This is a genomic window from Cupriavidus sp. BIS7, from assembly GCF_000292345.1.
Taxonomy (GTDB): Bacteria; Pseudomonadota; Gammaproteobacteria; order Burkholderiales; family Burkholderiaceae; genus Cupriavidus.
Genome location: NZ_ALOU01000010.1, coordinates 120,109 through 133,806 on the forward strand (window position 1 = coordinate 120,109; position 13,698 = coordinate 133,806).

General features: G+C 63.2%; 11 protein-coding genes and 1 pseudogene. 10 read left to right on the forward strand and 2 right to left on the reverse strand.

Annotated elements, in window-relative coordinates; genetic code table 11:
* Positions 1-5 precede the first annotated feature (5 nt).
* The 4 genes and pseudogenes from B552_RS0104465 to B552_RS0104480 all read left to right on the forward strand — a co-directional run bounded on the left by B552_RS0104465 (position 6) and on the right by B552_RS0104480 (position 4,213).
* Positions 6-1,181: an iron-containing alcohol dehydrogenase gene (locus tag B552_RS0104465; RefSeq protein WP_019447812.1), complete on the forward strand. Its 1,176-nt coding sequence runs from the start codon at positions 6-8 to the stop codon at positions 1,179-1,181.
* 635 nt (positions 1,182-1,816) lie between these two features.
* A complete protein-coding gene (gene hmpA, locus B552_RS0104470) occupies positions 1,817-3,028 on the forward strand; it encodes an NO-inducible flavohemoprotein (protein ID WP_019447813.1) in 1,212 nt (403 codons plus the stop codon).
* A gap of 169 nt (positions 3,029-3,197) precedes the next feature.
* Positions 3,198-3,794 carry a short chain dehydrogenase gene (locus B552_RS0104475; RefSeq protein WP_026035322.1) on the forward strand — a complete coding sequence of 199 codons (597 nt, stop codon included), beginning with the start codon at positions 3,198-3,200 and terminating at the stop codon, positions 3,792-3,794.
* A gap of 111 nt (positions 3,795-3,905) precedes the next feature.
* Positions 3,906-4,213: pseudogene (locus B552_RS0104480) on the forward strand (acylphosphatase).
* 163 nt (positions 4,214-4,376) lie between these two features.
* On the opposite strand, the gene B552_RS0104485 reads toward B552_RS0104480, so the two are convergent.
* Positions 4,377-4,595 carry a hypothetical protein gene (locus B552_RS0104485; protein WP_019447816.1) on the reverse strand — a complete coding sequence of 73 codons (219 nt, stop codon included), beginning with the start codon at positions 4,593-4,595 and terminating at the stop codon, positions 4,377-4,379.
* Between the two features lie 241 nt (positions 4,596-4,836).
* The gene (locus tag B552_RS0104490) at positions 4,837-5,760 is read right to left on the reverse strand and encodes a LysR family transcriptional regulator (RefSeq protein WP_019447817.1); all 924 of its coding nucleotides are present in this window, start codon (positions 5,758-5,760) and stop codon (positions 4,837-4,839) included.
* 132 nt (positions 5,761-5,892) lie between these two features.
* On the opposite strand from B552_RS0104490, the gene B552_RS0104495 reads away from it, so the two are divergent.
* The 6 genes from B552_RS0104495 (at position 5,893) to B552_RS0104520 (ending at position 13,574) form a co-directional block, all read left to right on the forward strand.
* Complete coding sequence (locus tag B552_RS0104495; RefSeq protein WP_019447818.1) at positions 5,893-6,981, forward strand: tartrate dehydrogenase; 1,089 nt, start codon at positions 5,893-5,895, stop codon at positions 6,979-6,981.
* A gap of 155 nt (positions 6,982-7,136) precedes the next feature.
* Positions 7,137-8,492, forward strand: coding sequence for a dicarboxylate/amino acid:cation symporter (locus tag B552_RS0104500; RefSeq protein WP_019447819.1), 1,356 nt, complete (start codon positions 7,137-7,139; stop codon positions 8,490-8,492).
* Positions 8,493-8,517: 25 nt separating this feature from the next.
* Positions 8,518-9,783, forward strand: a complete 1,266-nt coding sequence (locus B552_RS0104505; RefSeq protein ID WP_026035324.1) for a glycerate kinase — start codon at positions 8,518-8,520, stop codon at positions 9,781-9,783.
* 12 nt (positions 9,784-9,795) lie between these two features.
* Entirely contained in the window at positions 9,796-11,214 is a 1,419-nt protein-coding gene (pyk, locus tag B552_RS0104510; protein WP_019447821.1) for a pyruvate kinase, read from the forward strand.
* Positions 11,215-11,232: 18 nt separating this feature from the next.
* Positions 11,233-12,528 (forward strand): phosphopyruvate hydratase, encoded by a 1,296-nt coding sequence (gene eno, locus B552_RS0104515; RefSeq protein WP_019447822.1) that lies wholly within the window; start codon positions 11,233-11,235, stop codon positions 12,526-12,528.
* 41 nt (positions 12,529-12,569) lie between these two features.
* Positions 12,570-13,574 (forward strand): tripartite tricarboxylate transporter substrate binding protein, encoded by a 1,005-nt coding sequence (locus tag B552_RS0104520; RefSeq protein WP_019447823.1) that lies wholly within the window; start codon positions 12,570-12,572, stop codon positions 13,572-13,574.
* The last annotated feature ends 124 nt before the right edge of the window (positions 13,575-13,698 follow it).

Sequence of the window (13,698 nt, forward strand, 5' to 3'; positions counted from 1 at the left end):
ACGCCATGAACACCCACCTGAATACCGCTGCTCGCATTGACAGCTTTTTCATTCCCTGCGTGAGTCTCTTCGGGCCAGGCTGCGCGCGTGAAACGGGCACTCGCGCAAAGTCACTTGGCGCGAAGAAGGCCATCATCGTCACAGATGCCGGCCTCCACAAGATGGGGCTCTCCGAGACCATCGCCGGGTACATCCGCGAGGCCGGACTCCAGGCCATCATCTTTCCCGGTGCCGAACCCAATCCGACCGACGTCAACGTTCACGACGGCGTAAAGCTGTTTGAGCAGGAAGGATGCGATTTCATTGTTTCACTCGGCGGCGGCTCCTCGCACGACTGTGCCAAAGGTATCGGACTCGTCACCGCCGGAGGAGGACATATCCGCGACTACGAGGGCATCGACAAATCAACGGTGCCCATGACGCCATTAATTTCGATCAACACCACTGCCGGCACTGCTGCGGAGATGACGCGCTTTTGCATCATCACCAATTCGAGCAATCACGTGAAGATGGCCATTGTCGACTGGCGTTGCACACCTTTGATCGCAATCGACGATCCTTGCCTGATGGTCGCAATGCCGCCCGCATTGACCGCAGCGACCGGTATGGATGCGCTGACTCACGCTGTGGAGGCCTATGTTTCCACCGCGGCCACGCCGATCACCGATGCATGTGCGGAAAAAGCGATTGCCCTGATCGGCGAATGGCTGCCAAAAGCTGTGGCAAATGGGGACTCAATGGAAGCACGCGCAGCGATGTGCTACGCCCAATACCTTGCCGGTATGGCCTTCAACAATGCGTCGCTCGGCTATGTGCACGCGATGGCTCATCAACTCGGCGGCTTTTACAACCTGCCGCATGGTGTGTGCAACGCAATCCTGCTGCCCCATGTGTCCGAATTCAACCTCATTGCCGCGCCAGAACGCTTCGCCAAAATCGCTGAACTGCTCGGTGAAAACACTGCAGGCTTGAGCAAGAGTGACGCCGCCAAAGCAGCCATCTCGGCGATCCGGGCCCTCTCCGCTTCAATTGGCATTCCGGCGGGCTTGGCGGGTCTGGGCGTCAAGGCCGAAGATCATGAGCTGATGGCAAGCAACGCGCAAAAGGATGCTTGTATGCTGACGAATCCGCGCAAAGCCACACTGGCTCAAGTCATCGCAATCTTCACTGCGGCGATGTAAATCGCGTGCCCCTTCCAAGAACTCGGGAGGCGGGCCGATTGCCTGTCGCCCAGGTCCGATCTCCTAACAAAGTTCCTTCCAACTCCAGGAGTTACGATGACTTCCCTCTACGTCGAACCGCTCTCCGGGATTAGCCGAGACGGTTCACCGGAAGCGCCGCAGATGCCGAAGATTCTTGCGCACTCAACCGCTACCACTTCGCACGGTGGGCCCAGGAAGCCAACCGAGGTGCTCATGGACGGCTCAAGCGGCCGGCCCGATGTATGGTCCGTTGCCGTGCTGGGTTACAACTAGCGTGGGTTCACCGCCGAATTTCGGGGAGGGATCGTGGTCCGTCGGCATGGCTCCCGAGGCACTTGTAGCGAGTAGCGCCGAGCAATCTCAAAGGTGACCCGTGGGCCAGGGGCGAGACTGCGGGCCCTGGCGCCCGGCAACCGCAGGCTCGCGTCCTTTCAGCCTGCCGCGTGAAACGATACCGCCCGCGAAGGGTGAGAAATCTTCACCCATGCCCTCTACAACTACGTCGCGTTGTTCGCCCGTCCCTCATCTAGACTTGACCGTATTCAAGGCACCAACGCAGGCCTGCCTAGTCTCTTCCCGTTTGGGATCTCGCGCCCGCGCAATGGAGGGTGACCATGCTGACACAGAAAACCAAGGACATCGTTAAGGCCACTGCACCAGTTTTGGCAGAACACGGCTACGCCATCATCAAGTGCTTCTACAAACGCATGTTCGAGGCGCATCCCGAACTGAAGAATGTATTCAACATGGCCCATCAGGAACAGGGCCAGCAGCAGCAGGCGCTGGCACGCGCTGTCTATGCCTATGCGGAGAACATCGAGGACCCCAGTAGCCTGATGGCCGTGCTGAGGAACATCGCCAACAAGCATGCAAGTCTGGGCGTCCGACCGGAACAATATCCCATTGTCGGGGAACACCTGCTGGGCGCAATAAAGGAAGTGTTGGGCAGCGCAGCAACCGACGAGATCATTTCCGCGTGGGCGCAAGCCTATGGGAATCTGGCCGATGTCCTGATGGGTATGGAAGGCGAGTTGTATGAAGGTACCGCTGCACAGTTGGGTGGCTGGACCGGCTGGCGTAACTTCATCGTCCGCGAGAAGCGGCCAGAGAGCAGCGTGATCACATCCTTTATTCTTGAACCTGTCGATGGTGGGCCGGTGGCGAATTTCGAACCCGGCCAGTTCATCAGCATCGGCGTTGATGTGCCTGCATTGGGGTTGCAGCAGATTCGCCAGTACAGCCTGTCGGATATGCCCAATGGACGCAGCTATCGTATTTCCGTAAAGCGCGAAGGCGGTGATGCGCATCCAGCGGGGTATGTCTCATGCCTGCTGCACGATCACGTCAATGTCGGCGACGAGGTGAAGCTGGCCGCGCCATATGGCACCTTCCACATTGACGTGAACGCCAAGACGCCCATCGTCCTGATCAGCGGCGGCGTCGGTCTGACCCCCATGGTCAGCATGCTCAAGAAGGCGATACAAGACCCACAGCGACAAGTGGTGTTTGTGCACGGCGCCCGCAATAGCGGGGTACACGCCATGCGCGACCGGCTGCGCGAGGCCGCCAAGACGAATACAAATCTCAATGTGATTGTGTTCTACGACGACCCGCTGCCGCAGGATGTCGCGGGCCGGGACTTCGATCATGCTGGACTGGTGACCGTTAAGGCAATCAAGGAGGCGGTCCTCCTGCCTGACGCCGACTACTACATTTGCGGCCCGATTCCGTTCATGCGCATTCAGCACGACGCGCTGAAGGAGTTGGGCATTCGTGAGGCACGCATCCATTACGAAGTGTTCGGCCCAGACCTGTTTGCCGAATAGGAGAGAAACCGGCGGGAAGCGTTGGCCGTTCAATCGGGGATTGCCACCATGCTTGCCGCTGGCAGGCCTCTTGTGCCGTGATCGCATCGGATTGGGCATCCGTTGAGTGCGGCCGTTCCCCGCCACCAAGCCGTTCACGACCACCCATCATCCGTTATCAGGGGGACGTATGCGCGTACTAGTCATTGGAGCCACAGGACTCCTTGGGAAAGAAGTTACGGCCTTGTTGTCGGAAGAGCACCACGTGGTAGAGGCAAGTCGTAGCTCTCCTGTTGTCTCAGTGGACATCTCCGACAAGCATTCGATTCTGGCAATGTACAAACAACTGGGCTCGGTGGACGCCGTGGTCTGCGTGGGAGGCACTGCAAAATTCGCCCCGCTGGACGCTCTGACGGACGATGATTTTGCGTTCAGCCTGGCCAATAAGTTGATGGGACAGGTCAATCTTGTCCGTTATGGGGTTCCGTACATCTCCCAGGGCGGGTCGGTCACGCTCACCAGCGGTACGCTAGCGCAGCACCCAACGCTGGGGGGCGCCGCAGTCAGCACTGTGAACGCCGGCGTTGAGGCCTTCGCGCGGGCTGCAGCACTCGAACTGCAAGGCAAGATTCGCGTGAACGTCGTCAGCCCTGGATGGGTATGGGAGACACTCGAAGCAATGGGACGCGACCCCTCCAAGGGGGTGCGGGCGGCGGTAGTCGCACAGGTCTACCAGAAGTGTGTTCTGGAAGATATTTCCGGGCAGGTAGTGTCAGTCACCCACTGAGTTGCCCGCTTGAACCGATGGCAGATGCAAGTGCATCTGAAGAGCGAGGACACGCGCGCCCAAAGTCCGAAGGATGAGACTGGCACTCGCCCGTTCAGTTTGGGGGCCTCCATGCAAGCAGAGCCAAACGAAAGCACACTCGAAACGTGCTTAGTAACGGTTCGTGGTCGTGTCCAGGGAATCGGCTATCGAGCGGCCTGCGTCTGCCGAGCCAGGGAGCTAGGCGTAACAGGCTGGGTCCGCAACCGTATGGATGAATCCGTCGAGGCGACGTTGCAGGGCTCACCTGAACAGCTTGCGGACATGCTCGCGTGGTTGAGCGACGGTATGGTCGACGCACTCGTCGAAGGACTCGAAACCGCCAAGTTGATGCCACCATTCCCGCGGTTCGATAGATTCGGCAACTGCCTACTCTTTGACGAGTTCAAATGACGCCTCATAAGGCGTCGCCTCTTCCGGCACAGCCTGGCGGCAGCGATGCCCGGCGAGCGCACAGACATATGCCCCCAGAAACTCTAGGTTCACCGCCGACTTCCGGGGCCTACTCCCGAGGGCCGACGGACTGCAACCGGCCAGGACCAGTCAGTCGTCGGAGCTCTTGTGTTCCTGAAATTTGCCAAACACCTGCGCGACTAACGGCACTGTTGTCATGATTCCTACGGCGAGCAGCGTCCATCCGATAGCGCGGCGCTGTTCCGGATCCATTCGGTTACTTAGCAACAGTGCGAGGCCCGCGGCGCCTGCCGCCCGTGTTCCGGCAATCAATCCAATTTCAGGAATGGTCAGTGATACCTGTTTCATCTGTGCCTCCTCCTCGCGAGCTGGATAGATCTGAACCCGGGTAGTTTGTTGCACGAGCGGCTGGCATCTGGGGGCCAAGCGGCCACAACTGCGCACTTTGGCGCTAGCGTTCAATCGGAAGCCTAGGGAACTCTCTCGTGAACTTCAAGGGCAGCTTTCGAGCGTCTCGGAGGACCGAAATGGGTCGGTAGCCGCCCCCTGTCGCCAGAATCGACCGCGACGGACAGCATCCACCTCCGCGCTACCGGCCAAACGCCGCGAATCTCTCCGCAAGGAAATCAACGAACAACCGGATGCGGGACGACAACTGGTATCGCTGCTGGTACACGGCGTAGATATTCGCCTCGGGGGTTACGTACTGCGGCAATACCTGCACCAGGCGGCCGCTACGCAGATAGCGGTCGACATCCCATTCGGCGCGCAGCACGATGCCGTGCCCCTCAAGCGCCCAGTTCACGGCAATCTCACCATCGTTGGTCGTCAGGTTTCCGCGCACGTGAACGGATTCCGTGCGTGCCTTGGCGCCCTTGACTGGCGTCAGTCGCCACACGCCATAGGCATCGCTGCCCTGGCGGATACCGATGCAGTTATGGCGCGGCAGTTCGCTGGGGGTCTGCGGTGTGCCGTGCTCGCGCAGATAGCGTGGCGACGCGCAAAGCAGGCGGCGGTTCGGCGCCAGCAGTCGCGCCACGATGCGGGCATCGGGCGGTTCGCCAAAGCGCACGCACACATCAAACGCATCCTCGGTCAGCGGCGGTGGGTCGGCCGAAAGCTGAAGCTGCACGTCGACGTCAGGGTACATCCGGCTGTACTCGGAAATCACCGGCGCCACATGCATGCGGCCGAAGCCTAGCGTGGCATTGACGCGCAGCAGCCCGCTGGGCCGCCCCTTGGCACTGGTCAGCAACTGCTCCAGGTCGTCCAGCTCGCCCAGGATACGGCGCGCGTGTTCGAGCAGGACTTCGCCCTCTGGCGTCAGGCTCATGCGCCGCGTGGTGCGGGTGACCAGCGGCGTGCCGATGCGGGTTTCCATCTGTCCCAGCCGCTTGCTGACGGCCGCCGTGGTAATGCCCAGATCCCGGGCCGCCGCGCTAAGGCTGCCGGCCGTGGCCAGCGCCGTGAAGAAACCCAGTTCCGCGGGCTGGATTGCGCTGTTGGCTGCCATCGCTCACCTTTAACCTGCAAGTTAAGAATGGTTTAACTTTAGTGCCGATCCAGAACTTCGTCCATCGTCCAGAATCCGTTCAACGCTCAACCGGCGGTGAAACGGATTTCCAGACCAGACAGGAGACGAAACATGAAGACATACAAGATCGCAACGATTCCGGGCGACGGCATTGGCAAGGAAGTCGTGCCTGCGGGCCGCGAAGTCATGGAGGCCCTGATGGCCGCCGGCGCCAGCTTCCGCTTCGAGTTCGAGAACTTCGGCTGGGGCGGCGACTACTACCGGCAGCACGGTGTGATGATGCCGGCCGACGGTCTGGACTCGCTGCGCGACAAGGACGCCATTCTGTTCGGCTCCGCCGGCGACAACCAGATTCCCGACCACATCACGCTCTGGGGCCTGCGTCTGAAGATCTGCCAGGGTTTTGACCAATACGCCAACGTGCGCCCGACGCGCATCCTGCCCGGCATCGACGGCCCGCTCAAGCGCTGCGCCCCCGAAGACCTGAACTGGGTCATCGTCCGCGAAAACTCGGAAGGCGAATATTCAGGCGTGGGCGGCCGCGTCCATCAGGGGCATCCGATCGAAGCCGCCACCGATGTGTCGATGATGACCCGCGTCGGCGTGGAGCGCATCCTGCGCTTCGCCTTCAGGCTGGCGCAATCGCGTCCGCGCAAGCTGCTGACCGTGATCACCAAGTCCAACGCCCAGCGCCATGCCATGGTGATGTGGGACGAAGTGGCCGTACAGGTGGCCAAGGACTTCCCCGACGTCACGTGGGACAAGGAACTCGTCGACGCCGCCACCGCCCGCATGGTCAACCGTCCGAAGACGCTCGACACCATCGTCGCCACCAATCTGCACGCCGACATCCTGAGCGACCTGGCCGCCGCGCTGGCCGGCAGCCTGGGCATCGCCCCGACCGGCAATATCGACCCCGAGCGCCGCTACCCGTCGATGTTCGAGCCAATTCACGGCTCCGCCTTCGACATCATGGGCAAGGGCCTGGCCAACCCGGTCGGCACTTTCTGGTCGGTGGTCATGCTGCTGGAACACCTTGGCGAGAACGAGGCCGCGCAGCGCGTGATGGCCGCCATCGAAGCGGTGACCGCCAACCCGGCGCTGCACACCGGCGACCTCGGCGGCAAGGCCAGGACGGTCGACGTGACGAAGGCCGTCTGCGACTTCCTGACCGGTAACCAGCAGGCCAAGGCCGCATAACGCACCACCTCGGCAGTACTACCTCGCGCCCGGTGCCACACCGGGTTGCCGGCAGGCGCTCGCCGCACGCGTGCGCCTGCCCCCTTGCGGTCCCAGACGATGGCCAGCAGAGCCCCGACCGCAGGCGACTTACCTCGAATCAGCAGGAGACAGCCATGATTCAAAGGCTATTAGGCAAGCTGTATGTGCAGGTCTTGCTCGGCGTGTCGGCCGGCATCGTGCTCGGCGTGTTCTATCCCGACTTCGCCAGCAGCCTCAAGCCATTCGGCGACGTATTCATCAAGCTCATCAAGATGGTCTTTGCGCCGATCATCTTCGCCACCGTGGTGCTCGGCATCGCCCGCATGGAGAACATGAAGGAACTGGGCCGCGTCGGCGTGCGCGCCCTGCTCTACTTCGAGATCCTGTCCACGTTCGCGCTGGCCCTCGGGTTGATCGTCGTGAACGTCGTGCAGCCCGGCGCCGGCATGAACGTCGATGCAGCACACCTCGATACCAAGGCCATCGCCACCTACACCCACGCGGCCGAGCAGCCGCACTCGTTCATTGAGTTCCTGATGAACATGGTGCCGACCAGCGTGATCGACTCGCTGGCCCGCAACGACATCCTCCAGATCCTGGTCTTCGCCACGCTGTTCGGCATCGCGCTCTCGCATATCGGCCAGCGCGCCAGGCCCGTGGTCGACTTCCTCGAGTCGTTCACGCACGGCATCTTTTCGGTGGTCGGCATGATCATGCGCCTGGCTCCGCTGGCCGCCTTCGGCGCTATGGCGTTCACCGTCGGCAAGTATGGCCTGGGCTCGGTGGTGTCGCTGGGCAAGCTCATGGGCACCATGTACCTCACGTGTTTCCTGTTCATCGTCGTCGTGTTGGGCGGTGTGGCACGGGTAGCGGGCTTCAACCTCTGGAAGTTCCTGCGCTATATCCGCGACGAGCTGTTCACGGTGCTCGGCACGAGCTCGTCGGAATCCGTGGTGCCGCAGTTGATGCGCAAGCTTGAGAACGCGGGCGTATCAAAGCCAGTGGTAGGTCTGGTGGTGCCGGCCGGCCTCACCTTCAACCCCGACGGCCAGTGCATCTACTACACGATGGCTGCCATCTTCATCGCGCAGGCCACCAATACCCCGCTGACGCTGACCGACCAGCTCGTAGTGCTGGGCGTACTGCTATTGACGTCGAAGGGATCGGCTGGCGTCACCGGCTCGGGCTTCATCACGCTGGCGGCGACGCTGGCATCGATGGGCAAGATTCCCGTCGCCGGCATGGTGCTGCTGCTCGGCGTCGATCGCTTCATGTCCGAGGCGCGCGCCATCACCAACACGATTGGCAACGCCGTGGGCACGCTGGCCATCGCGCGTTGGGTCGGCGCCATCGACCAGCAGCAGCTTGACGATGCGCTCGACGGGAAGCTCCAGGACGACCCCGAGGCATTGATCGAGCCCGCGCACACCCCGACGATGGGCACGCGGCTGACACGCGCCGCCGACGCCCACGCCGGCCTGATGCACTGATAGGCACTGAGAGGACGACATCGTGATGGAAACCCCACAGGCTCTCGCGCTGCTGCGTCGCATGTTCGACGCGGCCATCGCCGCCGCGCAACCGTCGCTCACGCTGGCCCGTCACCTGCCCGAACGCCCCAAGGGCCGCACCATCGTGATCGGTGCCGGCAAGGCGTCTGCGGCCATGGCCCAGGCTTTTGAAGCCGCTTGGCCCGGGCCGCTCGAAGGACTCGTGGTCACGCGCTATGGCTACGCAGTGCACTGCCAGCGCATCGAAATCGTCGAGGCAGCGCATCCGGTGCCCGATGCCGCCGGTCATGACGCCGCACGCCGCATGCTGGACCTGGTGTCCGGGCTGACCGACGACGACCTCGTGGTGAGCCTGGTGTCCGGCGGTGGCTCGTCGCTGCTGCCGCTGCCGCTAGCCGGCATCTCGCTGGAAGACAAACAGGCCGTCAATCGCGCGCTGCTGAAATCCGGCGCCACGATCACCGAGATGAACTGCGTGCGCCGCCACCTGTCAGCCATCAAGGGCGGGCGCCTGGCCGCGGCCTGCTACCCGGCACGTGTCTGCAACCTGCTGCTGTCCGATGTGCCCGGCGACGATCCGATCGATATTGCCTCCGGCCCCACGGTCGCCGATCCCACTACGCGGCACGATGCGCTCGACATCATCCGCCGCTACGGCCTGGACGTGCCTGACCACGTCCTGCGCGTGCTGGCGTCCGACGCCGCCGAGACCGTCAAGCCCGGCGACCCTCGACTACCACGCATCGATACCACGCTGATCGCCACGCCGCGCATGGCGCTGGAAGCCGCCGCAGCGGTGGCACGCGACGCCGGGTTCTCCGTCCATCTGCTGGGCGATGCCATCGAAGGCGAGGCGCGCGACGTGGGACTGGTTCTGGGCGGCATCGCGCTTGAAGCGGCTGGCCATCAACTGTTCCCCACGCCGTGCGTGCTGCTGTCTGGCGGTGAAACCACCGTGACCGTGCGTGGCAAGGGGCGCGGCGGCCGCAATGTCGAGTTCCTGCTGGCCTTGGCCATGACGCTGCGTGGACACGCCGGCATCCATGCGCTGGCCGGCGACACCGATGGCGTCGATGGCCAGGAAGAGATTGCCGGCGCCGTGATCACACCCGACACGCTGGCGCGCGCGTGGGCACTTGGTATCCGGCCACGGGACGCGCTGGCCAATAACGACGGGCACGGATTTTTCGGAGCGCTGGGCGACGCCGTCGTCACCGGCCCCACCCTCACTAACGTCAACGACTTCCGCGCGATCCTGATCGCACCTTGATGGAGCAACACCATGAGACGCCTTCGCAATGCGAAGATCGTGGCCACGCTAGGCCCCGCCAGCACGTCACCCGAGACTATCGATGCCCTGTTCGAGGCGGGCGCGGACGTTTTCCGCCTGAACTTCAGCCACGGCAGCCATGACGACCACCGGCAACGGTTCGACACGATCCGCGCCATCGAACAGCAACGCGGCCGCCCGATTGGCGTGCTGCTGGACCTGCAAGGCCCGAAGCTGCGCATCGGCACGTTCGCCGATGGTCCGATCCAGTTGGCAGCCCGGCAATCGTTCCGGCTCGACCTGGACCGCGACATCCCGGGGTCGGCCACACGAGTCAGTCTGCCGCATCCAGAGATTTTCGCGGCGCTGCGAGAAGGCGCGGAACTGTTGCTCGACGACGGCAAGATCCGCCTGCGCGTGGACCGCTGCGGCGTCGAGTTCGCGGAGACCACGGTCCTCAACGGTGGTGCGCTGTCCGATCGCAAGGGCGTCAACGTGCCCGGCGTTGTGCTGCCGCTATCGGCGATGACCGAGAAGGATCATCGCGATCTCGAATTCGGGCTGACGCTCGGGGTGGACTGGATCGCACTGTCGTTTGTGCAGCGCGCCGAGGACATCCAGGAGATCAAGGCCATCGTGCAGGGGCGCGCCGGCATCGTTGCCAAGCTGGAGAAGCCGGCCGCCATCCAGAGCCTGGAGGCCATCGTCGCCGAGGCGGATGCCGTGATGGTGGCGCGCGGCGATCTGGGTGTGGAGATGCCTGCTGAACAGGTGCCGTCGCTGCAGAAACAGATCGTCCGGGCATGCCGCAAGGCCGGCAAACCGGTGATCGTGGCCACGCAAATGCTGGAATCGATGATTGCGGCGCCGGTGCCGACGCGCGCCGAGGCCTCTGACGTGGCCACGGCGGTCTACGACGGCGCCGACGCGGTGATGCTATCGGCCGAGTCGGCATCGGGATGCTATCCGGTAGAGGCCGTGAAGATGATGGATAGCATCATCACACGCACCGAATCCGATCCGCTCTATCACGATGCCATCCAGGCCTCGCATACGCCGCCGCGCGCCGAAGCCGCCGACGCCATCGGCTACGCGGTGCGCCATGTGGCCGCGCTGCTCAAGGTGCCGGCCACCGTGGCGTACACAAGTTCCGGCTACTCCGCACTGCGCATGGCGCGCGAACGACCGGAAGTGCCGATCCTCGGCATGACTCCACGCGTGGCGACTGCACGACGGCTCACGCTGGCGTGGGGCGTTCATGCCGTGCTGTGCCACGAAGTGGTCGACGTTCTGGAGATGGCCGATCTGGCCAGCCGCACCGTGCGCAAGGAGAACTTCGGGCAGCCGGGGCAATCGATCGTGATCTCCGCCGGCCTGCCATTCACGGTGGCCGGTACCACCAACCTGCTGCGCATCGCGCAAGTGCAATAAGGCAAGGAGGCCAACCCCATGTCAGTGATCCAGGAAGTACGCGGCTACGAGGTCCTCGATTCGCGCGGCAATCCCACCGTGGCGGCGCGGGTGATGTTAGTTGACGGCAGCGAGGGCTTCGCGGCCGCGCCGTCAGGCGCCTCCACGGGCGCGCGCGAAGCCATCGAACTGCGCGACGGCGACCGTCATCGCTATGCAGGAAAGGGGGTGCGCCGCGCCGTCGGCCATATCAACGTCGATATCGCGCGTACGCTGGCCGGCATGACTGCGGCTGATCAGGCGGAGATCGACCAATGCCTGATCCGGCTCGACGGCACCGCCGACAAGTCGCGCCTGGGCGCCAATGCACTGCTGGCAGTTTCGCTGGCCACGGCGCGTGCAGCAGCCGCGTCGGCGGGCGTGCCGCTGTACCGAGCTATCGGCACGAGCACGGGCAACAGCGGCGACCTGCGGCTACCCATGCCAATGATGAACATCATCAACGGCGGCGCGCATGCGGACAACAGCGTCGACATGCAGGAATTCATGATCCTGCCGGTGGGCGCGCCCTCGTTTGCGGAGGCGGTGCGCTGGGGCGCGGAAGTGTTCCACACGCTCAAGGCGCTGCTGAAGCAGCGCGGGTTCTCCACTGCAGTGGGCGATGAAGGCGGATTCGCGCCGGACCTGAAGTCGAACGAGCAGGCGCTCGAAGTCATCATGCAGGCCATCGAAATCACCGGCTTTCACGCGGGCCGCGATATCGCACTGGGACTCGACGTGGCCAGCTCCGAGTTCCATCACGATGGCCGCTACGTGCTGCAGTCGGAGAACCGCCGCTACGATGCCGCCGGCTTTGTCGACCTGCTGGCCGGCTGGGTCTCGCAGTATCCAATCGTCACGATCGAGGACGGCATGGCCGAAGGCGACTGGACCGGCTGGAAGCTGCTGACCGAGCGCCTGGGCAAGCAGGTGCAACTCGTAGGCGACGACCTCTTCGTCACGAATGCGGCCATTCTCAAAGAGGGCATCGACTGTGGCGTCGCCAACGCGATCCTGATCAAGCCGAACCAGATCGGCACGCTGACCGAGACGTTGGCCGCCATCGACCTGGCCCAGCAGGCAGGCTATGCCTCGGTGATCTCGCATCGCTCGGGCGAGACCGAAGACACCACGATTGCCGACCTGAGCGTGTGCACGGCCGCCACGCAGATCAAGACCGGCTCGCTGTCTCGTTCGGACCGCGTGGCCAAGTACAACCGCTTGCTCTATATCGAGGCTGAACTCGGCTGCGCGGCCACGTTCGCGGGACGCGCCGCGCTATCCGTACCGGCCTGACACCGCATTTTTCCCAACCACTAGAAGAAGAGGAGACAACCATGCGCAACTTCAACCCATTGTTCAACCCATTGACGATCCGCCGGCTCTGCGGCCTGTCGCTTTTCGTCCTCGGGCTCAGTGGCCAGTCACTGACGATGGCGCAGGAATGGCCTGCCAAGCCGATCAGCCTGGTCGTGCCCTTTCCATCCGGCGGTACCACCGACATCCTGGCCCGCGCGCTGGGCGACCAGTTGTCGAAGAACCTTGGCCAGCCCGTCATCGTCGAGAACCGGCCGGGTGCCGGAGCCACTCTGGGCGCCGACTATGTCGCCAAGGCCAGGCCCGACGGCTACACGCTGCTGATGGGCGCCGTACATCATACGATCGCTACATCCGTCTACAAGAAGCTGCCCTACAGCTTCCAGAAGGACCTCATTCCGGTGTCGACGTTGGCGATGGTACCCAACGTACTGGTCGTCAATAGCGCGAAGACACCGGTGAAGAACGTGGCGGAACTGGTCGCGCTGGCGAAGAAGGCATCGCTCGAGCTGTCCTATGGTTCGAACGGCAATGGCACCGCACAGCATCTGATCGGCACGCAGTTTCAGGCGGCCACCGGCACCCAGTTACTGCATGTGCCATACAAGGGCAGCGGCCCACTGACTACCGACCTGCTAGGCGGCCAGGTAACGATGTCGTTCGACACACTGACTACTGTGCTGCCGCACATCAAGGCCGGCAAGCTCAAGGCGCTGGCAGTTACCACGTCAAAGCGCTCCAGTGTGTTGCCCGAGGTGCCCACGATGGAGGAATCCGGGCTCAAGGGCTTCGATATCGGCACGTGGTTCGGCGTGCTGGCGCCAGCCGCGACCCCCAAGCCAATCGTCGCGCGGCTCAACGCCGAAATCGTGAAGATCGTGAACTCGCCGGAATTCCAGCAACGCATGGCCGCCGCCGGTGCAGAGCCGATGCCAAGTACCCAGGAAGCTTTCGCCAAGCGCATTGGCGACGAAACAAGCAAGTTTGCGGTGCTGGTGAAAGAAGGAAACGTGTCGATCGAGTAGCCAGAGAGAGCCGGCTCACCGCGCACGAAGCAGGCACGCCAGTGCGACGCGCGGTGAGGCTCAGCGATACAGCCCCGTCGCCGGGTCAATGGGCCCATCTTCGCGCGGCGCCAGGCGCAGCCGG

What these genes read in the sequence shown, in the direction of transcription:
- B552_RS0104490 (WP_019447817.1), bottom strand. Translation starts at nt 5,760, where the DNA reads ATGGCAGCCAACAGCGCAATCCAGCCCGCGGAACTGGGTTTCTTCACG.
- B552_RS0104485 (WP_019447816.1), bottom strand. Translation starts at nt 4,595, where the DNA reads ATGAAACAGGTATCACTGACCATTCCTGAAATTGGATTGATTGCCGGA.
- B552_RS0104495 (WP_019447818.1), top strand. Translation starts at nt 5,893, where the DNA reads ATGAAGACATACAAGATCGCAACGATTCCGGGCGACGGCATTGGCAAG.
- B552_RS0104520 (WP_019447823.1), top strand. Translation starts at nt 12,570, where the DNA reads ATGCGCAACTTCAACCCATTGTTCAACCCATTGACGATCCGCCGGCTC.
- B552_RS0104500 (WP_019447819.1), top strand. Translation starts at nt 7,137, where the DNA reads ATGATTCAAAGGCTATTAGGCAAGCTGTATGTGCAGGTCTTGCTCGGC.
- B552_RS0104475 (WP_026035322.1), top strand. Translation starts at nt 3,198, where the DNA reads ATGCGCGTACTAGTCATTGGAGCCACAGGACTCCTTGGGAAAGAAGTT.
- B552_RS0104465 (WP_019447812.1), top strand. Translation starts at nt 6, where the DNA reads ATGAACACCCACCTGAATACCGCTGCTCGCATTGACAGCTTTTTCATT.
- eno (WP_019447822.1), top strand. Translation starts at nt 11,233, where the DNA reads ATGTCAGTGATCCAGGAAGTACGCGGCTACGAGGTCCTCGATTCGCGC.
- B552_RS0104505 (WP_026035324.1), top strand. Translation starts at nt 8,518, where the DNA reads ATGGAAACCCCACAGGCTCTCGCGCTGCTGCGTCGCATGTTCGACGCG.
- pyk (WP_019447821.1), top strand. Translation starts at nt 9,796, where the DNA reads ATGAGACGCCTTCGCAATGCGAAGATCGTGGCCACGCTAGGCCCCGCC.
- hmpA (WP_019447813.1), top strand. Translation starts at nt 1,817, where the DNA reads ATGCTGACACAGAAAACCAAGGACATCGTTAAGGCCACTGCACCAGTT.